This window comes from Pseudomonas sp. CROZ-RG-20F-R04-15 (genome assembly GCF_022662375.1).
GTDB lineage: Bacteria > Pseudomonadota > Gammaproteobacteria > Pseudomonadales > Pseudomonadaceae > Aquipseudomonas.
Map to the genome: position 1 here is coordinate 234,378 of NZ_JAKNQL010000009.1, position 20,753 is coordinate 255,130.

Sequence of the window (20,753 nt, forward strand, 5' to 3'; positions counted from 1 at the left end):
CTCAAAAGAAAAGCGCCGAAGCGCTTGTCAGGATTCAAACAATGCAGTGTTTTCATCGAGCCAGCCCTGCAACAGCAGAGCGGCGGCGATGGCGTCCACCGGGTTGTCGCGGTAACTGCCTTTCTGGCCGCCACGCACCAGACGCTCGCCCTTGGCCTCGAAGGTGGTCAGGCGTTCGTCGTGGGTATAGAAGGGCACATTGAAGCGGCCGTTGAGGCGGCGGGCGAATTTTTCCGCGCGCAGGCACATTTCGCTCGGCGTGCCGTCCATGTTCAGCGGCAGACCGACCACCACGGCGTCGGGTTTCCATTCCTTGAACAGCGCTTCCACCTGATTCCAGTCGGGAATGCCGTTTTGCGCTTTCAGCGTGCACAGCTCACGGGCCTGGCCGGTAATCACCTGGCCGACCGCGACGCCGATCTGTTTGGTGCCGTAGTCGAAGCCGAGAATCAGGCGCAGGGCCATCAGGCGTGTCCTGCCTGGCTGGTCAGCAGGCTGAGGTTGATCCCCAAGTGCCTGGCCGCCGCTTCGAGGCGCAGTTCGCTGCTGGTGTTGAACAGGATGTCGGCGTCGTACGGGCAGTTCAGCCAGGCGTTGTCGGCGAGTTCCGCTTCAAGTTGCCCGGCTTCCCAACCGGCGTAACCGAGGGCAATCAGGCTTTTCGCCGGACCGACGCCGTCAGCGATGGCGAACAGCACATCCTGAGAGGTCGACAGGGCCAGATCGCCGTCCAGTTGCGCGGTGGCCTGAAAGGTCTTGCCCGCCGGGTGCAGGACAAAGCCACGATCGGTCTGCACCGGACCGCCGATGAAGATCGGCACGTGCTGGCAGAGTGCTGGCGGGTCGATGTCCGGGCGCAGCTGCTCAAGGATGTCGGCCAGATTCAGCTCTTGCGGCCGGTTGACCACAATCCCCATAGCGCCATTGGCCGTGTGCTCGACGATGTAGGTCAAGGTATGGGCAAAGTTCGGGTCGGCCATGTGTGGCATGGCGATCAGGAATTGATGCTTGAGGTAGCTGGGGCTGACGTTTTTCATGTGCGCTAGTGTGGCGTTCGGGGGGCAAACTGACAAGCTGGAGATGTAAGCAACATACCGATCCAATGTGGGAGCGAGCCTGCTCGCGAAAGCGGTGTGTCATTCAACATTGATGTAGCTGATCCACCGCATTCGTCGGAACGCCGCCCGGAGCAGGCTCGCTCCCACAGGGGGATTTGCGGTGTCTTTTAATTGCTCGAGAGCTTGTCGCCCCGGGCGAATTTCCAGGTACGAATGATTTCCAGGCGATCGATATCCGACAAGTCCCCGGTAAACGGGGCAAACGGTGCCGCCAGTCGGACAATGCGCTGCGCCGCCTGATCCAGCAGCGGCTGGCCGGACGACTCCAGCACCAGCACTTCATACAGCGAACCGTCGCGGTTGATCGAGACCATCAGGCGCAAATTGCCGTAGATCTGCTTGCGCCGTGCTTCTTCGGGATAATTGAGGTTGCCGATGCGCTCGACCTTCTTGCGCCAGTCGTCCTTGTACCAGGCACCCTTGTCGCGCATGGTCGACGCCGCGCTCAAACGGTGAATTCGCGGGCGCTTGGCGTACAGCTGTTGTTCCTTGGCCAGTTCGGCTTCGAGGCTGGCGATGTCGCTGGACAGTTGCGAGCTATCGAATTCCGGCGCGTCGACCGTCGGTTTGATCTCGGTCTTGCTTTCTTCTTTCTTGGTTGGCGCCTTTTTCGGCTTCGGCGCGACGGTGGTCACCGCAGCCTTGGGCGCGGCCTCCTGCACTTGCGGCTTGGCGGCCGGTGGCGGAGTGACTTTTTTGACCTGATTGTCCTGGAATGGCGCCACCTCGGTGGTTTTGGGGATCGCCTTCTTGTCCAGCGTGCCGCTGCCTTCCTGATGCTCTTGGGCGAGAAAGTCAGCCTTCTCCGGCTTCTTTTCGCTCTTGAAGGTGGCGAGGGTGATTTCCAGGGTTTTGCTGATCTGCTTGGGCTCGACCATCGTGAAGCCGACGCCGAGCAGCAGCGCCAAATGGATCAGCGCCGCGAGAAACAGGGTAAATCCGAGGCGATCGGCCGGGCGCACGCCACGGTGGGCGAGTTCTGCGGGCAGATCGGACGGGAGGGTCATGACAAGAAAACCAACATCGCGTTTTTCAGAGGCTGCGCATGATAACGCAATGTTGGTTTCGCGCCTTGGGCTTCACGCTTCAAGCGACAGACTGCATGTGACGTGCATCAAGCTTGTGGCTTTTTGCCGGCGGCTTGCAGCTTCTTGGCGATCGCATCCATCAGCATGCCGCCAATGTCGGTGCCGAAGGCATTGTCGATTTCACGGATGCAGGTCGGGCTGGTGACGTTGATTTCGGTGAGGCTTTCGCCGATCACATCGAGACCGACGAACAGCAGGCCTTTCTCACGCAGCGTCGGGCCGACCTGGGCAGCGATCCAGCGATCCTTGTCGGTCAGCGGGCGCGCTTCACCACGGCCACCGGCGGCGAGGTTGCCACGGGTTTCGCCCTGCGCCGGAATCCGCGCCAGGCAGTAATCCACCGGCTCGCCGTCGATCATCAGGATGCGTTTGTCGCCGTCCTTGATTGCCGGCAGGTAGGCCTGGCCCATGATCTGCTGGCCACCGAGGGCGGTCAGGGTTTCCAGAATCACCGACAGGTTCGGATCGCCCGCACGGTGACGGAAGATCGAGGTGCCGCCCATGCCGTCCAGCGGCTTGAGGATCACGTCGCCGTGTTTGGCGGCGAATTCACGCAGCACGTCGGCGCGGCGGCTGACCACGGTCGGCGGCGTGCACTGCGGGAACAGCGTGGCAAACAGTTTTTCATTGCAGTCGCGCAGGCTCTGCGGCTTGTTCACCACCAGTACGCCAGCGGTTTCGGCCTGTTCGAGCAGGTAGGTGGAGTAAACGAACTCCATGTCGAACGGCGGATCCTTGCGCATCAGGATCACGTCGAGATCGCTCAGCAGGTTGTCCTGTTCGGCGTCCAGTTCGAACCATTTTTCCGGGTTGGCGAAGACTTTCAGCGGCTTCATCCGCGCCCGGGCCTGACCTTCACCCTGATACAGGTCGCGCTGTTCCATATAGAACAGTTCCCAGCCACGCTTTTGCGCGGCCAGCAGCATGGCCAGCGAGCTATCCTTTTTATAGGAGATGCTGGCGATAGGGTCCATGACAATCCCGACGCGAACGCTCATTGGGTTTTCCTCGAAAATTGGCTACCGGATCGGTATTGAAAAAGTGCCGCCAGAGTGGCGCCGGGCGGGTTTTCGGTCAAGGAAAAACCCGTCGATAGATTGCATCTGGAGACTGTGCTAAAAAGGCTGGCGTAGCGTGCTGGCCCTTGAACATCAAGGGTTTCGAGCCATTGATAACCGCAAAACGGACAAATTGATTCGCAAAGGCGACGGTAGAGCCCTCTTATGGAACAGCAGTCCAGCGCCTTGAAGGTCATGGTGATCGACGACTCGAAAACGATTCGTCGCACCGCCGAAACATTGTTGAAGAATGTCGGGTGCGAAGTGATCACGGCGATCGACGGTTTCGACGCCCTGGCGAAGATCGCCGACAACCATCCCGGAATCATTTTTGTCGACATCATGATGCCGCGTCTGGATGGTTATCAGACCTGCGCTTTAATCAAGAACAACAGCGCGTTCAAGGCCACACCGGTGATCATGCTGTCATCGCGTGACGGGCTGTTCGACAAGGCCAAGGGGCGGATTGTCGGTTCCGATCAATTTTTGACCAAGCCTTTCAGCAAGGAAGAACTGCTCAACGCAATTCAGGCCCATGTTCCGGGCTTTGCCGCCGTTTTGCCGCAGTAAGACACGTACAGAGACGCTCGGCCAGCGGGCCGCACGTCGACAAGAAAAATGGGGAAAACCATGGCACGTATCCTGATCGTCGATGATTCGCCGACTGAAATGTACAAACTCACCGGCATGCTGGAAAAGCACGGCCATGAAGTGCTCAAGGCCGAGAATGGCGCCGATGGTGTGGCGCTGGCCCGTCAGGAAAAACCTGACGCGGTATTGATGGATATCGTCATGCCCGGCCTCAACGGGTTTCAGGCCACCCGCCAGTTGACCAAAGACCCGGAAACCGGACATATCCCGGTGATCATCATCACCACCAAGGATCAGGAAACCGACAAGGTCTGGGGCACCCGTCAGGGCGCCAAGGACTACCTGACCAAACCGGTCGACGAAGACACCCTGATCAAGACCCTGAACAACGTGCTCAAAGGCTGATCGCGCAACCATGAGCGAATCGCTGACCGCGTTCGAACTGCTCTGGCAAATCGACCAGCGCTGCCGCTTGCTGGCGGCAGACCTGCCGTCGCAACCGGCGCGCCAGGATCGCTGGAGCGGCATCGGCTTTCGCCTCGGCGAGCATTGGTATGTGGCGCCGATGGGCGAAGTCAGCGAAGTGCTGCACGAACCGCGTTTCACTCAGTTGCCCGGGGTCAAACCGTGGGTCAAAGGCGTGGCTAACCTGCGCGGGCGGCTGTTGCCGATCATGGATCTGTGCGGTTTCTTCGGGCATGAGCTGTCGCCGTTGCGTAAACAGCGACGGGTATTGGTGGTCGAGCATGGGGACGTGTTTGCCGGGTTGATGGTCGATGAAGTCATTGGCTTGCAGCACTTTGAGCAGAACAGCTTTGAACCGCTGTCGATCAGCAAACGCCAGGGTTCGAAGGCCGAGTTCGTCAAAGGCTATTTTCGGCGCGAGCAGAACTGGCGGGTGTTCAGCCTGTTTGCGTTGGCCAAATCCCCGGTGTTCATGAGCGTCGCGATATAGCCGTTACAACAAAGATCCCTTGTAGGAGTGAGCCTGCTCGCGATTCAGGCACCGCGGTATATCAAGTACACCGCGTTATCGTTCAATCGCGAGCAGGCTCACTCCTACAGGTTCTTCGGTGAGCTTCAAATTAGGCGAGGACCGATGACAAAAGCAAAAACAGGCAAGCCGGCGGAAGGCTCGCGCAGTCGCTCGCAGATCATCGTGCTGTTTATCGCACTGATCGTGTTCATCATGCTGCTGTTCGCCAACTTCGCTTACCTCAATACCCAGGCGAACTACGACAAACAGTACATCGGCCACGCCGGTGAACTGCGCGTGCTCTCGCAACGCATTGCCAAGAACGCCACCGAAGCCGCCGCCGGCAAGGCTGCCGCGTTCAAGCTGCTCAGCGATGCGCGCAACGATTTCGCCCAGCGCTGGGGTTACCTGAAGAAGGGCGATCCGGCCACCGGCCTGCCTCCAGCCCCCGCCACGGTGCGCCCGGAAATGCGCGCCGTGCAGCTCGACTGGGAACGCCTGCTGAAAAACACCGACGCGATTCTTTCCAGCGAACAGACCGTGCTGTCATTGCATCAGGTCGCCGCAACGCTGGCCGAAACCGTGCCGCAGTTGCAGATCGAATACGAGAAAGTCGTCGAAATCCTCCTCCAGCGCGGCGCTCCGGCCGCGCAGGTCGCCATGGCCCAGCGTCAGTCGTTGCTGGCTGAACGCATCCTTGGTGCGGTCAACACCGTGCTCGCCGGCGACGAAAACTCGCAGCAAGCCGCCGATGCCTTTGGCCGCGACGCCACCCGTTTCGGCCAAGTGCTCAACGGCATGCTGCAAGGCAACCCGACGCTGAAAATCAGCCAGGTCGAAGATCGCGACGCCCGTGCCCGTTTGAGCGAAATCTCCGAGCTGTTCCAGTTTGTTTCCGGTTCCGTTGATGAAATCCTCGAAACCTCGCCCGAGCTGTTCAAGGTTCGCGAATCGGCGAGCAACATCTTCAGCCTCTCGCAAACCCTGCTCGACGAAGCCTCGCACCTGGCCACCGGTTTCGAAAACCTTGCCGGCGGGCGCAACACCGACACCATCGGTGGCTACGTCCTCGGTTTGCTGGCGCTGGCCTCGATCATCCTGATCGGCATGGTCATGGTCCGCGAAACCAATCGCCAGTTGCGTGAAACCGCCGAGAAGAACGAGCGCAACCAGAACGCGATCATGCGCCTGCTCGACGAAATCGAAGACCTCGCCGACGGCGACCTCACCGTGACCGCCTCGGTGACCGAAGACTTCACCGGCACCATCGCCGATTCGATCAACTACTCCGTCGACCAACTGCGCGATCTCGTCGCGACGATCAACCTCACTGCCGGCCAGGTCGCTGCCGCCGTGCAGGAAACCCAGGCCACCGCGATGCACTTGGCGCAGGCCTCGGAGCATCAGGCCCAGCAGATTTCCGAAGCCTCGACGGCGATCAGCGACATGGCCGAATCCATCGATCAGGTTTCAGCCAACGCCGCCGAGTCTTCGGCGGTAGCCGAGCGCTCCGTGGAAATCGCCAACAAGGGCAACGAGGTGGTGCACAACACCATCCATGGCATGGACAACATTCGCGAACAGATTCAGGACACCGCCAAGCGCATCAAGCGTCTGGGCGAGTCGTCGCAGGAAATCGGCGACATCGTCAGCCTGATCGACGACATCGCCGATCAGACCAACATCCTCGCCCTCAACGCCGCGATTCAGGCGTCGATGGCCGGCGATGCCGGACGCGGTTTTGCTGTGGTCGCCGATGAAGTGCAGCGGCTGGCCGAACGCTCGTCCGCCGCCACCCGGCAGATCGAAACCCTGGTGCGGGCAATTCAGACTGACACCAACGAAGCCGTGATTTCGATGGAACAGACCACCACCGAAGTGGTGCGCGGCGCGCGACTGGCGCAGGATGCCGGTGTGGCCCTGGAAGAAATCGAAGGCGTCTCCAAGACCCTCGCGGCGCTGATTCAAAGCATCTCCAACGCGGCGCAGCAACAGACGTCCTCGGCCGGGCAGATCTCGCTGACGATGAACGTGATCCAGCAGATCACTTCGCAGACTTCGTCCGGCTCCACGGCTACTGCAGAGAGCATCGGTAACCTGGCGAAAATGGCCAGTCAGTTGCGCCGTTCGGTGTCCGGCTTCACCTTGCCGGCGGCGGAAAAAGTGTGATCGGAGCGGTTATGGGTGACCGGCATGACTACGTGGCCCTCGAATGGGTCAAAGGCGAAATTGCCGAAACGCTGAGGCAGGCGCATCAGGCGATTGAAGCCGTGCTCGAAGATCCGCAGGCCTTCCCCGGGCTGGATGAGTGCCACGATTACATCCATCAGGTCCACGGCAGTTTGCAGATGGTCGAATTCTACGGCGCAGCGTTGCTCGCCGAAGAAATGGAACATCTGGTCGAAGCCTTGCAGCACGAGCGCGTCAGCCATCGCGACGAAGCCCTGCACCTGTTGCTGCAGGCGCTTGGGCAATTACCGATCTACCTCGACCGCGTGCAGAGCGCGCGCCGAGATTTGCCGCTGGTGGTGCTGCCACTGATCAACGATCTGCGCAGCGCTCGCGGCGAAAGCCTGCTCTCGGAAACCAGCCTGTTCAGTCCGCAATTGCCTGAACTACCGACCTTGAGCGCCGATGAACTGGCGCTGTTGGAGCCGGCGGAACTGCCCAACGTCCTGCGCAAATTACGCCAGATGCTGCAAATGGCTTTGGTCGGTTTACTGCGTGAGCAGGACGACCAGACGCACCTCGAATACTTGGCCAAAGTCTTTACCCGCCTAGAAGCCCTGAGCGACGACGCACCCATCAGCCCGTTGTGGCAAGTCGCCTCGGCGCTGGTCGAGGGCATGGGCGAAGGCGTCATCGCCAACAGCCCGGCGCTACGCAGCCTGTTCAAGGACGCCGACAAAGAGCTCAAGCGCCTTCTCGAGCAAGGCCTGGCCGGCCTCAATCAGCCGGCGCCGGCGGAGCTGCTGAAAAGCCTGTTGTTCTATATTGCCAAAGCCGAACATCCCACCGGGCAGATGCTGACCATGAAAGATCGCTACTCGCTGGACGACGCGTTGCCCGACAGCGCGATGGTCGACGAAGAACGCGCGCGCCTGGCCGGCCCCGACCGCGATGCGATGCGCTCGGTGCTGGCGGCGCTGTGTGAAGAGCTGGTGCGGGTCAAGGAACGCCTCGACCTGTTCGTGCGCAGCGACCGCCAGCACACCTCCGATCTGGAAAGTCTGCTCGCACCGCTGCGACAGATCGCCGACACCCTCGCCGTGCTCGGTTTTGGCCAGCCGCGCAAAGTCATCATCGATCAATTGGCCGTGGTGCTCAGCCTCGCCCAAGGCCAGCGTGAACCGAACGATGCGATCCTGATGGACGTTGCCGGCGCGCTGCTCTACGTCGAAGCGACGCTGGCCGGGATGGTCGGCACCGTCGAGCCGGAAAGCCCGGAAGATGCGCGCCTGCCGACCACCGACCTGACGCAGATCCATCAGATCGTCATCAAGGAAGCGCGCATCTGCCTGCAACAGGCCAAGGACATGATTGTCGACTACATCGACGCCGACTGGGATCGCCAGCACCTGCAACCATTGCCGGCGCTGCTGACTCAGGTGCGCGGTGCGCTGGCGATGATCCCGCTCAATCGTGCGGCGAGTCTGGTCGAGGCGTGCAACGGTTTTATCCGCGAACATTTGCTGCTTGATCCGCATGAGCCGGGCTGGGAACAACTTGATCATCTGGCCGATGTCATCAGCAGCCTGGAGTATTACCTCGAACGCTTGAGCGATGACCCACAGGCAGCGGGCGAACAGCTGCTGGATGTTGCGCAGAAATCCCTCGCCAGTCTGGGTTTCTTTCCAAATGAGCCGCATGTACCGGTGCTCGACGACGTGCTCAGCCCGAGCGAAGCGCTGGTGATGCAGGACATGCAGGCGCTCGACGATCCCGAGATCGTGCAGTCGCTGGCCGACGTTCTGGCCAGCCCGGTTTCAGCGCTCAACCCGCCAGCGCTGATCACCCCCGGCAGCCTGATGCCGCCGCCGGCCGATGAAGAACCGGTCGACGATGAACTGCGCGAGGTGTTCCTCGAAGAAACCGACGAGGTCCTCGAAGTCCTTCACGAATACCTGCCGCGCTGGATCGCCAATTCGCAGGATCGCGATGCGCTGACCGAACTGCGCCGCGCCTTCCACACCCTCAAGGGCAGCGGGCGCATGGTCCGCGCGCTGATTCTCGGTGAGCTGGCATGGTCGGTGGAAAACCTGCTCAACCGCGTGCTGGAGCAAAGCGTCGAGCCCGGTTCGGTGGTGCAGCAACTGCTGACCGACACCGTGCTGTTGCTGCCCGAGTTGATCAGCGAATTCGCCACCAATAACCAGCGTCAGCGCAGCGATGTCGATCAACTCGCCGCCCGTGCTCACTCCTTGGCCAAGGGCGACGAGCCGCTGGCCGCCGAAGACGTCGACGATGTCGCGGCGCTCGACCCGCTGCTGCTGGAAATTTTCCGCAAAGAAGCCGAAACCCACCTCGCCAGCCTCAACCGCTTTCTCGATCAGGCCGCCGAGCATGTGCCGCTACAGGCCAGCGATGAGTTGCAGCGCGCTTTGCACACGCTCAAGGGCAGCGCATCGATGGCCGGTGTGCTGCCGATTGCCGAACTCGCCGCATCACTTGATCAGTTGGCCCGCGAGTTCAAGGCGCATCAGTTGCCGCTGGATCTCGACGAAGTGGAATTGCTGCTGGAAGCCGAGGGCCTGTTTCGTATTGGCCTGCGTCAGCTCAAGCACGATCCGCTGGCGCCGATTGTCGGTGCGCAATCGCTGATCAAACGCACCGACACGCTGCTCGCCGAACGCTTGGAAGCCATCCTCAGTGCGCCGAACACCGGCCTGCGGATCAAGCGTGATCCACAACTGATCAACAACTTCCTCGCCCAGGGCATGGACATCCTCCTCGACGCCGAAAACCTCTTGCAGCGATGGCAGAAACATCCCGGCGAGCGTCAGGAACTCAGCGCGTTGCTGGATGAACTGACCACCCTCGGCGAAGGCGCGCACATGGCCGATCTGCTGCCGGTCGACGTGCTCTGTGAAGCCTTGCTCGACCTGTATGGCGCGGTCGAAGAAAGCAGCCTGGCGGTCAGCGAGCGGTTTTTCCAGGAAGCGCAGAATGCCCACGAAGCACTGATCAATATGCTCGACGAACTGGCTGCCGGGCAGGAAATCACGCCGCAGCCGGCACGGATTCGCGCCTTGCATGATCTGCTCGATGAGAGCCTCGATCCGTCGTCCATGGGCCTGATTCGCAGCGACGGCAGCCGCACCCTGAGCATCCGTGAACTGGGCAGCGCCACCGCTGAGTTGCAGCAAAAGGCAACGGCGCTTGAGCCCGATGACGAGATCGTCGAGATCTTCCTTGAAGAAGCGGTCGACATTCTCGACAGCTCCGGCCAAGCCTTGCAGCGCTGGCTGAGCGACACCGACAACGTCGCGCCGCTGTCCTCGTTGCAACGGGATTTGCACACGCTCAAGGGCGGCGCGCGGATGGCCGAAGTCGAGGTCATCGGCGATCTGGCCCAAGAGCTGGAAAGCCTTTACGAAGGATTGGTCGATCGTCGCTACCACTACAGCGAAAGCCTGGGGCGCTTGCTGCTCAAGAGTCATGACCGCTTGGCGTTGATGCTTGATCAACTGCAAAGCCATCAGCCACTGACCCCAGCGCAGGATCTGATCGAAGCGATCCGTCAGGTCCGCCAAGGCCAGAACGTTGCCGAAGCGCCGCCAGCACCTGTCGATCACGACAGCGCTGGCCACGATCCCGAACTGCTGGAAATCTTCCTCGAAGAAGGTTTCGACATCATCGAAAACTCCGGCGCCGCACTGTTGCGCTGGCAGGCCGAGCCGGGCAACCGTCAGGAAGTGGAAACCCTGCTGCGTGACCTTCACACCCTCAAGGGCGGCGCACGGATGGTCGAGATCGGCCCGATCGGCGACCTCGCCCATGAGCTGGAATACCTTTACGAAAGTCTTTCCAGCGGCGTTTTGCAGCCGTCGGCGGAACTGTTTGCACTGGTGCAGCGCGGGCATGACCGCTTGGCGCAAATGCTCGATGGCGTGCGCGCGGGCCAGCCGTGTCCACCGGCCGATCGGCTGATCAGCGCGATCCAGAATTTCAGTCACCCGGTGACGGCAGAAACGCCGCCAGTGCTACCTGTTCCGGTCAAGACTGACCCGGCGCCGCCGGCTGCCGACGCTGGCGCGGACATGGTCAAAGTCTCCGCCGAACTGCTTGATGAGCTGGTCAATCTGGCCGGGGAAACCTCGATCTTCCGTGGCCGTATCGAGCAGCAGGTCAACGACGCGCAGATCGCCCTGAACGAGATGGAAACCACCATCGAACGCATGCGCGATCAGTTGCGTCGTCTCGATACCGAAACCCAGGGGCGGATTCTCAGCCGCCAGCAAGTCGATGCCGAACGTCTCGGCTACGAGGAATTCGACCCGCTGGAAATGGACCGCCATTCGCAGTTGCAGCAACTGTCGCGGGCGCTGTTCGAATCGGCCTCCGACTTGCTCGACCTCAAGGAAACCCTCGACCGCCGTAATCACGACGCCGAGAACCTGTTGCAGCAACAGGGCCGCATCAACACCGAATTGCAGGAAGGCCTGATGCGCACGCGCATGGTGCCGTTCGAACGCATGTTGCCGCGCCTGAAACGCATCGTTCGCCAAGTCGCTGAAGAGCTGAATAAAGACGTCGCGTTTGTCGTCGGCAACGCTGAAGGCGAGATGGATCGCAACGTGCTGGAGCGTATGGCGGCGCCGCTGGAACACATGTTGCGCAACGCCGTTGATCATGGTCTGGAGTCCGCCGAAGTGCGGCTGGCGGCGGGTAAACCGGCGCAAGGACAGATCAGCCTCGACCTGTCCCGCGAGGGCGGCGACATTGTTTTCGATATCCGCGATGACGGCGCCGGGGTGCCGCTGGAAGCCGTGCGGCGCAAGGCGATCAAGCGCGGCATGCTCGCGCCGGAAGCCGAGATCAGCGACCGCGACGTGTTGCAGTTCATCCTCCAGCCGGGGTTTTCCACGGCGGAAAAGATCACGCAGATTTCCGGACGCGGCGTCGGCATGGACGTGGTGCATGAAGAAGTCCGCCAGTTGGGCGGGACCATGAGCATCGACTCGGTGCCGGGGCAGGGCGTGCATTTCCGTATTCGTCTGCCGTTCACCGTGTCGGTCAACCGCGCGTTGATGGTGCAGTGTGGCGAGGATCAATATGCGATTCCGCTGAACACCATCGAAGGCATCGTTCGCGTGTTGCCGAATGATCTGGAAGCTCACTTCCGGGTTGATCCGCCGCGTTATCAGTACGGCGGCCAGACCTACGAACTGTGCTACCTCGGCGAACTGCTGAAAACCGCGCCACGGCCGAAATTGCTCGGCCAGAACCTGCCGTTGCCGGTGCTGTTGGTGCACTACAACGACCGGCGCATCGCGGTGCTGGTCGATACCATGGCTGGCACCCGCGAGATCGTGGTGAAGAGTCTCGGCGCGCAATTCGCGGCGGTACAGGGCGTGTCCGGCGCGACGATTCTTGGCGATGGTCGAGTGGTGCTGATTCTCGATCTGCTCGCTCCGATCCGCGCGATGCAAGCACGGGTTGTGCAGCCGCCGTCACTGCCGGAGATCGACAGCGAACCGCACAAACCGCTACTGGTAATGGTGGTCGACGACTCGGTCACCGTGCGCAAGGTCACCAGCCGCTTGCTCGAACGCCACGGCATGAACGTGCTGACCGCCAAGGACGGTGTCGACGCCATGCTGCTGCTCGAAGAGCACATGCCCGACCTGATGCTGCTCGACATCGAAATGCCGCGCATGGACGGCTTCGAAGTCGCCACCCAGGTGCGCAACGACGAGCGCCTGCAACACCTGCCGATCATCATGATCACCTCACGCACCGGGCAGAAACACCGCGACCGCGCCATGGCTATCGGCGTCAACGACTACCTCGGCAAGCCGTATCAAGAGTCGGTGCTGCTTGAAAGCATTGCCCAGTGGAGCAAGAAACATGCATGAGCGCCGGCATAATCAGCGCAGCAGTCAGCTGACCGGGCTGCTGCTGCCGTTGGCGGATCGCAATTTGATCCTGCCTAACGTCGCTGTCGCTGAGCTGATCGACTATCAGGCCAGTGCGTTCGATCTGGACACGCCGCCGTGGTATCTGGGGCGCGTGAAGTGGCGCGAGCGGCAGATTCCGCTGCTGAGTTTTGAATCGGCGTGCGGGCAGAAAATCGTCATTGGCGAGCGCGCGCGGATCGTGATTTTGAATGCGCTGGGCGGGTTGCCGGAGCTGAAGTTCATTGCGCTGCTGGTGCAGGGGATTCCGCGGTCGTACAAGCTCGACAGTCAGTTGAGTTATGTCGATGTGCCGTTGTGTGCGCTGGAGCGGGCGGCGGTGCAGGTCGGGGAGCAGGTGGCGAAGGTGCCGGATTTGTTGGGGCTGGAGAAGTTGTTGGTGGATGCGGGTCTCGTCCACTGATTGATCGTTCTCACGCTTTGCGTGGGAATGCAGCCCGGGACGCTCCGCGTCCCAAAAAGCCGAACGCAGAGCGTCCGTTGAGGCATTCCCACGCAGAGCGTGGGAACGATCATTCGCGGGCTGATCCAGCCTTTTCGGTACTGTGACTGGCCTCTTCGCGAGCAGGCTCGCTCCCACATTGGATCTTCAGTGAACACAGATTTTGGACACGACCCAGATCCCCTGTGGGAGCGAGCCTGCTCGCGAAAGCGCCAGTCGCCACACCTCAGTCCGACAGACAAGTCCTCAATCTCTGTGCGCAATAAACACCTTCCAGCGCAGATGTTTAAAGACACCCGGTGTTACGGCTCCCTAGCCTACAAATCCTTGCGCCGCTGCCTACGCATGCACCAGAATCCGCCGGCTTGTGCACCCTCGGCATCCTGCGTAACTTGATCCCGTCACTGATTTCCAGTGATCGGGTTTAGCAGCCCATGGTTAATCTAAGGGTGCACATGCATCATCGTCAGGCTCAGCGCCTGCATTCGATGGCGGCTGTGCGCAGGGCGCTTCGGCGCGCCGGCTTCCTTAGGTTCCCCGGTCTGCTAACCTGCGTTCAGCTGCCACCCCTTCTTTTAGCAGAGAAGCGGTTCCAGCTTTATTTCGGAACCTGAAGATGATTAAACCAACGCCTAACCCCCCGCTCGCAGATCCCGCATCCCCCTACGAATCCCCCGATTCGAAGAAATTCCACGAAGCCGCCGAGCGCGCCCTCGACCATTACCTCGGCCCGACCAACGCCGATCTGATGGCCACGCCTTACACCCCCAACACGCTGTACATGGCCAACCCCAATGCGGACACCGAATTCCTGCTGGCCGACGCCAGTGAAACCCTCGGCTCGGCCACGGTGTTGCTCAATAACCATGCGGCAATGGTGGAGGGTACGCACCGCAAGACTGTGCAGGGTATTGCGCAGGTGGTGATGGTGGCGGAGATGGCCGTCAACCGTTTGTTGGATCGGTTGGTGCCGACGGAGTGACTTAAATGCTGACCCTCACCCCAGCCCTCTCCCGGAGGGAGAGGGGGCCGACCGCGGGATGCTCACAAGTTACGCCGACCTGAAAGTACCGCTGTGAATCCATAATCGACTCGGTGGGGCAGGTCGATGTATGGCGCCAGACACCTCGGTCAGTCCCCTCTCCCTCCGGGAGAGGGCTAGGGTGAGGGCGGCTCTTGATCGTTACCCTGAGCGTAATGATTCACCACCGCGCTTGATTGATGCCCCCACCCCACACGCCTACCTTAGCTCCACGACAGCGAACCCCGTGGAGTGAGCATGACAACAACAATTTCCCCCGACTCGCGCTGGACGCGGCGGCGCGATGAGAAGCAGCGCCGCCTCGACAAGGTGCGCGGGCTGGCCGACGGTGTGGTGTTGCCCACCGACAAGATCGTCGCCGCGCTCGAAGCGCTGATTCATCCCGGCGACCGTGTGGTGCTGGAGGGCAACAACCAGAAGCAAGCGGATTTTCTTTCGCGCTCGCTGGCCAAGGCCGACCCGGAAAAGCTCCACGACCTGCACATGATCATGCCCAGCGTCGGCCGCTCGGAGCACCTCGACCTGTTCGAACGCGGCATCGCCCGCAAGCTGGATTTCTCTTTCGCCGGCACCCAGAGCCTGCGCATCAGCCAGTTGCTCGAAGACGGCCTGCTGGAAATCGGCGCAATCCACACCTACATAGAACTCTACGCCCGACTGGTGGTGGATCTGATCCCCAATGTCGTGCTCTCCGCCGGGTTCATGGCCGACCGCGCCGGCAACATCTACACCGGCCCGAGCACCGAAGACACCCCGGCACTGATCGAACCGGCCGCGTTCAGCGACGGCATTGTCATCGTCCAGGTCAACCAATTGGTCGACGACGTTAGCGAACTGCCGCGTGTGGACATCCCCGCGTCATGGGTCGATTTCGTCGTGGTCGCCGACAAACCGTTCTACATCGAACCGCTGTTCACCCGCGACCCACGTCATATCAAGCCTGTGCACGTGTTGATGGCGATGATGGCGATCCGTGGCATCTACGAAAAACACAACGTGCAGTCGCTCAACCACGGCATCGGTTTCAACACCGCTGCCATTGAGCTGATCCTGCCGACCTACGGCGAATCCCTCGGCCTCAAAGGCAAGATCTGCCGTAACTGGACGCTCAACCCGCACCCGACGCTGATCCCGGCGATCGAGAGCGGCTGGGTCGAAAGCGTGCATTGCTTCGGCACCGAACTGGGCATGGAAAACTACATCGCCGCACGCCCGGATGTGTTCTTCACCGGCCGCGACGGCTCGCTGCGTTCCAACCGAATGTTCTGCCAACTGGCCGGGCAATACGCGGTGGATCTGTTTATCGGTGCGACGTTGCAGGTCGATGGCGATGGCCATTCCTCAACCGTGACCCGTGGCCGCCTCGCCGGCTTCGGCGGTGCGCCGAACATGGGCCATGACCCGCGCGGTCGCCGTCACGGCACCCCGGCGTGGCTCGATATGCGTCATGACGATGCGCAGCAACCGATGCTCGAACGCGGCAAGAAACTCGTGGTGCAAATGGTCGAGACGTTCCAGGAGGGCGGCAAACCGACCTTCGTCGAAACCCTCGACGCGGTCGAAGTGGCGAAGAAAAGCGGCATGCCGCTGGCGCCGATCATGATCTACGGCGACGACGTTACCCACCTGCTCACCGAAGAAGGCATCGCCTACCTGTACAAGGCGCGCTCGCTGGAAGAACGTCAGGCAATGATCGCAGCGGTCGCCGGCGTCACCGCCATCGGCCTGCGCCACAACCCGAAAGACACCGAACGCATGCGCCGCGAAGGCCTGATCGCCTTGCCCGAAGACCTCGGCATCCGCCGCACCGACGCCACCCGCGAACTGCTCGCAGCGAAGAGCGTGGCCGATCTGGTCGAGTGGTCCGGCGGCCTGTACAACCCGCCCGCCAAATTCAGGAGCTGGTAATGCACGCACTTAACCTGCAAGCGAAACCGCTGTCCCTGGCTGATCGATTGGCCGATCTGGCGGTGGACGCCTTGATCGACGAAGCCGATCTGTCGCCGAAACCGGCACTGGTCGACCGTCGCGGCAATGGCGCGCACACCGATCTGCACCTGGGCTTGATGCATGCCTCGGCGTTGTCGTTGTGGCCGGCGTTCAAGGAGATGGCTGAAGCGGCGGTAGAAATCGGCGAAGTCGATTCAACGTTGCGCGAAGCGATTGGCCGCATCGGTCGCGAAGGCGAGCAAGCCATGCTCACGACCACCAACGGTGTGAACACGCATCGCGGGGCGATCTGGGCCTTGGGATTATTGGTGACCGCCGCTGCGCTGGAGCCGCATTCTTCCAGCGCCAACGCCGTAACCCTGCGCGCTGCACGTCTGGCTTTGCTGGATGACCGTTACGCGCCGAAGCCATTGAGCCACGGCGCCCAAGTCGCCCTGCGTTACGGCGCCCGTGGTGCCCGAGAAGAAGCGCAACTCGGCTTCCCCTCGGTGTTGCAACGCGGCCTGCCACAACTCAAGCGCAGCCGCGCCAACGGCCACGGCGAACAGAACGCCCGGCTCGATGCCTTGCTCGCAATCATGACCAATCTGGCCGACACCTGCGTGCTCTACCGCGCCGGCGAAGAGGGCCTGCACGCCATGCATTCCGGCGCGCAAGCGGTGCTCGACGCTGGCGGCAGTGCCAGCCTCAGCGGTCGTCGGCGCTTGCACGAACTGGATCAACAACTCATCGCATTGAATGCCTCGCCCGGTGGCGCCGCCGACTTGCTCGCCGCCACGCTGCTGCTCGACCGTATCGAGCGCGACGGCATCCTTCAGGGAGCGTTTTGATGGAAACCCTATCGTTTGAATTCCCCGCCGGGCATCCGCCACGCGGTCGCGCGCTGGTCGGTTGTGTCGGTTCGGGTGATCTGGAAGTGCTGATCGAACCGGGTCTGGCCGGCAAGCTGACGATCAATGTGCAGACCTCGGTCAACGGCGCGCAGTTGCGCTGGCAGCACCTGTTTGCGCGGATGTTCGACGGCACCACACCGCCGGCGATGGCCATCGATATCCACGACTTCGGCGCGACACCGGGGGTGGTGCGCTTGCGTCTGGAACAAGGTTTCGAGGAGATCGGCCATGACTGACAGCGCAGCGTTGCTCAACAAACACAGCTTCGTCGAACTCGGCGCGCGGCAACGGGCGAAAGCCTTGCTCGATGCCGGCAGCTTTCGCGAATTGCTCGACCCGTTTCAACGGGTGATGTCGCCGTGGCTCGAACGCCAGGGCGTGGTGCCGCAGGCCGATGACGGCGTGGTGATCGCCAAGGGCAGCCTCGATGGTTTGCCGGTGGTGATTGCCGCGATTGAAGGCGCGTTTCAGGGCGGCAGTCTTGGCGAAGTCGGCGGGGCGAAGATTGCCGGCGCGCTGGAACTGGCGGCTGAAGACAACCGCAAAGGCATTCCGACGCGCGCGGTGTTGCTGCTGGAAACCGGCGGCGTGCGTTTGCAGGAAGCCAATCTCGGGTTGGCGGCGATTGCCGATATTCATGCGGCGATTGTCGATTTGCAGCAGTACCAACCGGTGGTTGGGGTGGTGGCGGGCAGCGTCGGGTGTTTCGGCGGTATGTCGATTGCGGCGGCGCTGTGCAGCTATTTACTGGTGACTCAGGAAGCACGCCTTGGTTTGAACGGCCCGCAGGTGATCGAGCAGGAAGCCGGGATCGAAGAATACGATTCTCGCGACCGTCCGTTTATCTGGAGCCTGACTGGAGGCGAGCAGCGATTTGCCAGTGGTCTGGTGGATCGTTATGTCGCCGATGACGTGGCGAAGATTCGTCAGCAGGTCGGCGAATTGCTGCAGCAAGGTTTGCCGGAACAACCGCGCAGCCAACGTGCCGATTGGTTTCTGCAGCGCCTGAGCAGTCTGAACACTGACCCGCAAATCGAACCGTCGGTGGTTCGCGATCTGTATCAAGGAGAGCGCTCATGAACGGTTATTCATTGCGCGGTTTGAACTGGTTCAACGCCTTGAGCGTTGGCGCTGTCGCGGTCGAAGGGCTGCCGGCCTCGTTGAAGGTGGCTGACGGTGAGCTGGGGCGTTTTATCGCTGTGGTCGCTGATCCGGACAATCGTTTTCCGCGCGCTCGCAATGGCGAAGCCGGTTTGCTTGAAGGCTGGGGTCTGGCCAAGGCTGTGGATGACGCGATCAGCGCTGACCGCGACAAAGCACAGAAGCGCCCGATCATCGCCATCGTCGATGTGCCGAGCCAGGCTTACGGTCGGCGCGAAGAAGCGCTCGGCATTCATCAGGCGCTGGCCGGTGCGGCGGACAGTTATGCCCGTGCGCGTCTGGCCGGGCATCCGGTGATTGCGTTGCTGGTGGGTAAAGCGATGTCCGGGGCGTTTCTCGCTCATGGTTATCAGGCCAATCGTTTGATCGCGCTGCGTGATCCCGGTGTGATGGTGCATGCGATGGGCAAGGCGTCGGCGGCGCGGGTTACGTTGCGCAGTGTCGAAGAGCTGGAAGCGCTGGCCGCCAGTGTGCCGCCGATGGCGTATGACATCGACAGCTATGCGAGTCTCGGTTTGCTCTGGGAAACCTTGTCGGTGGAGCAGATTGAACAGCCAACCGCAGAGGATCTGGCACGGGTGAAGGAATGCCTCAAGCAAGCCATCAGCGATATCTCCAGCACTGACTTGAGCAATCGCCTTGGCGCAAAAAATCGTGCTGCCTCCAGCAAGGTTCGTGAATTGCTGAGGGCGCAGTGGTGAACACGCCTCTGGCCCACGATCTGCTCTGGGGCATGACCCCGGCGCAGTTGCCGGCGGATGCGCCGTTGTGGGCAGTCGAGTCGCTGGCCGCCGGGCAACCGGTGGTAGTGCGGCGGGCGTTGAGCGAAGAAGGTTTTATCGCAGTGGGCGTGCGAGGAGTGTTGCGCGAGCAGCGGCTGGCGGCGTTTATGCTGGTCGATTCGATTGCCTGTCGGGTCAGTCCCGAGGCGCTTTGTCATGTCGATTGCGAGCGCGATCTGCCAGTGATGCAGGCGCTCAAACAACTGCGGCCGATGCTCGACGATTGCGGTTGGCTCTGGGGTATCAGCGGCAGTGTCGGGTTTGAACTGGCCAGTGGTTTTACCGCGATGCACGCGGCCAGTGACCTCGATCTGATTCTGCGTACACCGCAACTGATCACCCGCAATCAGGCACGTAAACTGGTCGCGGTTTTTGATCAGGCGGTGTGCCGGGTCGACCTGCAATTGCAGACGCCGTTCGGTGCTGTGGCGTTGCGTGAATGGGCCAGCGGTTCGGCACGCGTGCTGCTGAAGAATGCTCATCAGGCTTGCCTGGTGATTGATCCGTGGAATCCGCAGGAGCAGGCAGCGTGAGCAGTTTGCTGGTGTTTCCCGGCCAGGGTGCGCAGCAAGCGGGCATGCTGCAGCGCTTACCTCGGGATGCGTTAACCGAGGCCAGCGATGTGCTCGGTGAAGATGTTTTGCTGCTCGATTCTGCTCAAGCATTGCGCACGACGAGGGCGGTTCAGCTCTGCCTGCTGATCGCCGGCGTCGCGGCTTCACGGCAGTTATTGCAGGACGGACTCACGGCGAATTACGTCGCCGGCTTGTCCATCGGCGCTTACCCGGCAGCGGTGGTTGCCGGCGCCTTGAGCTTCAGCGACGCGTTGCATCTGGTCAGCCTGCGCGGTGAGCTGATGCAACAGGCTTATCCACAAGGCTACGGCATGACCGCGATTATCGGTCTGCAGTTATCCACAGTCGAAACGTTGCTGGCGCAGGTGCACTGCGAGGATGCGCCGGTGTATCTGGCCAACATCAACGCCGACAACCAAGTGGTGATTGCCGGCAGCGACAAGGCCATGCAAGCCGTGGCTGAACTGGCGCGCAGTCGTGGCGCCGGTCTGGCGAAACGTCTGGCAGTGAGTGTGCCGTCGCACTGTCCGCTGCTGGACAAACCGGCGCAGACCCTTGCCGAAGCCTTCGCCAAGGTCGAACTGAAAACCCCGAAAATCGCTTACCTGAGCGGCAGTCGCGCGCGCCCTGTGACCAAAGTAGAAGCGCTGCGCGACGACCTCGCCTTCAACATGTGCCGTGTGGTGGATTGGCGCGGCACCGTGCAAAGCGCTTACGAGCGCGGGGTACGTTTACAGATCGAACTGCCGCCCGGTTCGGTGCTGACCGGGCTGGCGCGCCGGGTGTTCGAGCAGGGCACGGTCACTGCCTTCGACAGTGCGCGTCTCGACACCTTGCAAGCGCTATTGCGTGAGGAGGGAAGCCGCCAACTCTAAACCGCCGCGACTCAAGCTTCGAACAACAAAAACAACATTCGACGATGCACTTTGAGGACTACAA

General features: G+C 61.4%; 18 protein-coding genes. 14 read left to right on the plus strand and 4 right to left on the minus strand.

Translation table 11 applies throughout. The annotated features are described in order from the left end of the window. Window positions 1–27: 27 nt before the first annotated feature. The 4 genes from ruvX to gshB form a co-directional block, all read right to left on the minus strand. Window positions 28–465 carry a Holliday junction resolvase RuvX gene (ruvX, locus tag L8H52_RS15955; RefSeq protein WP_007913667.1) on the minus strand — a complete coding sequence of 146 codons (438 nt, stop codon included), beginning with the start codon at window positions 463–465 and terminating at the stop codon, window positions 28–30. Further along, complete coding sequence (locus L8H52_RS15960; protein ID WP_016985971.1) at window positions 465–1,037, minus strand: YqgE/AlgH family protein; 573 nt, start codon at window positions 1,035–1,037, stop codon at window positions 465–467. The genes ruvX and L8H52_RS15960 overlap by 1 nt, the downstream gene beginning before the upstream one ends. 188 nt (window positions 1,038–1,225) lie before the next feature. After that, window positions 1,226–2,125, minus strand: a complete 900-nt coding sequence (locus L8H52_RS15965; protein ID WP_242207792.1) for an energy transducer TonB — start codon at window positions 2,123–2,125, stop codon at window positions 1,226–1,228. Between the two features lie 107 nt (window positions 2,126–2,232). Further along, on the minus strand, window positions 2,233–3,204 hold the full coding sequence (gene gshB, locus L8H52_RS15970) for a glutathione synthase (protein ID WP_242207793.1): 972 nt from the start codon (window positions 3,202–3,204) through the stop codon (window positions 2,233–2,235). 225 nt (window positions 3,205–3,429) lie between these two features. On the opposite strand from gshB, the gene pilG reads away from it, so the two are divergent. From pilG to mdcH, 14 genes are all read left to right on the plus strand, one after another. Further along, window positions 3,430–3,834 (plus strand): twitching motility response regulator PilG, encoded by a 405-nt coding sequence (gene pilG / locus L8H52_RS15975; protein ID WP_007913673.1) that lies wholly within the window; start codon window positions 3,430–3,432, stop codon window positions 3,832–3,834. Between the two features lie 60 nt (window positions 3,835–3,894). Continuing rightward, window positions 3,895–4,260: a twitching motility response regulator PilH gene (gene pilH / locus L8H52_RS15980; protein WP_026000666.1), complete on the plus strand. Its 366-nt coding sequence runs from the start codon at window positions 3,895–3,897 to the stop codon at window positions 4,258–4,260. A gap of 10 nt (window positions 4,261–4,270) precedes the next feature. Continuing rightward, window positions 4,271–4,810, plus strand: coding sequence for a chemotaxis protein CheW (locus tag L8H52_RS15985; protein ID WP_095049470.1), 540 nt, complete (start codon window positions 4,271–4,273; stop codon window positions 4,808–4,810). 144 nt (window positions 4,811–4,954) lie between these two features. Beyond that, window positions 4,955–7,000, plus strand: coding sequence for a methyl-accepting chemotaxis protein (locus tag L8H52_RS15990; RefSeq protein ID WP_242207794.1), 2,046 nt, complete (start codon window positions 4,955–4,957; stop codon window positions 6,998–7,000). 11 nt (window positions 7,001–7,011) lie between these two features. Continuing rightward, on the plus strand, window positions 7,012–12,909 hold the full coding sequence (locus tag L8H52_RS15995; RefSeq protein ID WP_242207795.1) for an Hpt domain-containing protein: 5,898 nt from the start codon (window positions 7,012–7,014) through the stop codon (window positions 12,907–12,909). After that, window positions 12,902–13,372 carry a chemotaxis protein CheW gene (locus tag L8H52_RS16000; RefSeq protein WP_236427396.1) on the plus strand — a complete coding sequence of 157 codons (471 nt, stop codon included), beginning with the start codon at window positions 12,902–12,904 and terminating at the stop codon, window positions 13,370–13,372. The genes L8H52_RS15995 and L8H52_RS16000 overlap by 8 nt, the downstream gene beginning before the upstream one ends. Window positions 13,373–14,027: 655 nt before the next feature. After that, on the plus strand, window positions 14,028–14,393 hold the full coding sequence (locus L8H52_RS16005; protein ID WP_242207796.1) for a DUF6124 family protein: 366 nt from the start codon (window positions 14,028–14,030) through the stop codon (window positions 14,391–14,393). A gap of 297 nt (window positions 14,394–14,690) precedes the next feature. Continuing rightward, window positions 14,691–16,361, plus strand: a complete 1,671-nt coding sequence (mdcA, locus tag L8H52_RS16010) for a malonate decarboxylase subunit alpha (protein ID WP_098966058.1) — start codon at window positions 14,691–14,693, stop codon at window positions 16,359–16,361. Continuing rightward, window positions 16,361–17,233, plus strand: a complete 873-nt coding sequence (locus L8H52_RS16015) for a triphosphoribosyl-dephospho-CoA synthase (protein ID WP_242207797.1) — start codon at window positions 16,361–16,363, stop codon at window positions 17,231–17,233. The genes mdcA and L8H52_RS16015 overlap by 1 nt, the downstream gene beginning before the upstream one ends. After that, window positions 17,233–17,532 carry a malonate decarboxylase subunit delta gene (locus L8H52_RS16020; protein ID WP_242207798.1) on the plus strand — a complete coding sequence of 100 codons (300 nt, stop codon included), beginning with the start codon at window positions 17,233–17,235 and terminating at the stop codon, window positions 17,530–17,532. The genes L8H52_RS16015 and L8H52_RS16020 overlap by 1 nt, the downstream gene beginning before the upstream one ends. Continuing rightward, window positions 17,525–18,376, plus strand: coding sequence for a biotin-independent malonate decarboxylase subunit beta (locus tag L8H52_RS16025; protein WP_175555540.1), 852 nt, complete (start codon window positions 17,525–17,527; stop codon window positions 18,374–18,376). Before L8H52_RS16020 ends, L8H52_RS16025 begins: the two co-directional genes overlap by 8 nt. Further along, window positions 18,373–19,158 (plus strand): biotin-independent malonate decarboxylase subunit gamma, encoded by a 786-nt coding sequence (mdcE, locus tag L8H52_RS16030; protein WP_242207799.1) that lies wholly within the window; start codon window positions 18,373–18,375, stop codon window positions 19,156–19,158. Before L8H52_RS16025 ends, mdcE begins: the two co-directional genes overlap by 4 nt. Beyond that, complete coding sequence (locus L8H52_RS16035; RefSeq protein ID WP_242207800.1) at window positions 19,152–19,772, plus strand: malonate decarboxylase holo-ACP synthase; 621 nt, start codon at window positions 19,152–19,154, stop codon at window positions 19,770–19,772. The genes mdcE and L8H52_RS16035 overlap by 7 nt, the downstream gene beginning before the upstream one ends. Next, window positions 19,769–20,689, plus strand: coding sequence for a malonate decarboxylase subunit epsilon (gene mdcH / locus L8H52_RS16040; protein WP_242207801.1), 921 nt, complete (start codon window positions 19,769–19,771; stop codon window positions 20,687–20,689). The genes L8H52_RS16035 and mdcH overlap by 4 nt, the downstream gene beginning before the upstream one ends. Window positions 20,690–20,753: the final 64 nt, after the last annotated feature.

Coding starts and splice junctions, on each gene's coding strand:
- ruvX (WP_007913667.1), bottom strand. CDS start 465: ATGGCCCTGCGCCTGATTCTCGGCTTCGACTACGGCACCAAACAGATC.
- L8H52_RS15960 (WP_016985971.1), bottom strand. CDS start 1,037: ATGAAAAACGTCAGCCCCAGCTACCTCAAGCATCAATTCCTGATCGCC.
- L8H52_RS15965 (WP_242207792.1), bottom strand. CDS start 2,125: ATGACCCTCCCGTCCGATCTGCCCGCAGAACTCGCCCACCGTGGCGTG.
- gshB (WP_242207793.1), bottom strand. CDS start 3,204: ATGAGCGTTCGCGTCGGGATTGTCATGGACCCTATCGCCAGCATCTCC.
- pilG (WP_007913673.1), top strand. CDS start 3,430: ATGGAACAGCAGTCCAGCGCCTTGAAGGTCATGGTGATCGACGACTCG.
- pilH (WP_026000666.1), top strand. CDS start 3,895: ATGGCACGTATCCTGATCGTCGATGATTCGCCGACTGAAATGTACAAA.
- L8H52_RS15985 (WP_095049470.1), top strand. CDS start 4,271: ATGAGCGAATCGCTGACCGCGTTCGAACTGCTCTGGCAAATCGACCAG.
- L8H52_RS15990 (WP_242207794.1), top strand. CDS start 4,955: ATGACAAAAGCAAAAACAGGCAAGCCGGCGGAAGGCTCGCGCAGTCGC.
- L8H52_RS15995 (WP_242207795.1), top strand. CDS start 7,012: ATGGGTGACCGGCATGACTACGTGGCCCTCGAATGGGTCAAAGGCGAA.
- L8H52_RS16000 (WP_236427396.1), top strand. CDS start 12,902: ATGCATGAGCGCCGGCATAATCAGCGCAGCAGTCAGCTGACCGGGCTG.
- L8H52_RS16005 (WP_242207796.1), top strand. CDS start 14,028: ATGATTAAACCAACGCCTAACCCCCCGCTCGCAGATCCCGCATCCCCC.
- mdcA (WP_098966058.1), top strand. CDS start 14,691: ATGACAACAACAATTTCCCCCGACTCGCGCTGGACGCGGCGGCGCGAT.
- L8H52_RS16015 (WP_242207797.1), top strand. CDS start 16,361: ATGCACGCACTTAACCTGCAAGCGAAACCGCTGTCCCTGGCTGATCGA.
- L8H52_RS16020 (WP_242207798.1), top strand. CDS start 17,233: ATGGAAACCCTATCGTTTGAATTCCCCGCCGGGCATCCGCCACGCGGT.
- L8H52_RS16025 (WP_175555540.1), top strand. CDS start 17,525: ATGACTGACAGCGCAGCGTTGCTCAACAAACACAGCTTCGTCGAACTC.
- mdcE (WP_242207799.1), top strand. CDS start 18,373: ATGAACGGTTATTCATTGCGCGGTTTGAACTGGTTCAACGCCTTGAGC.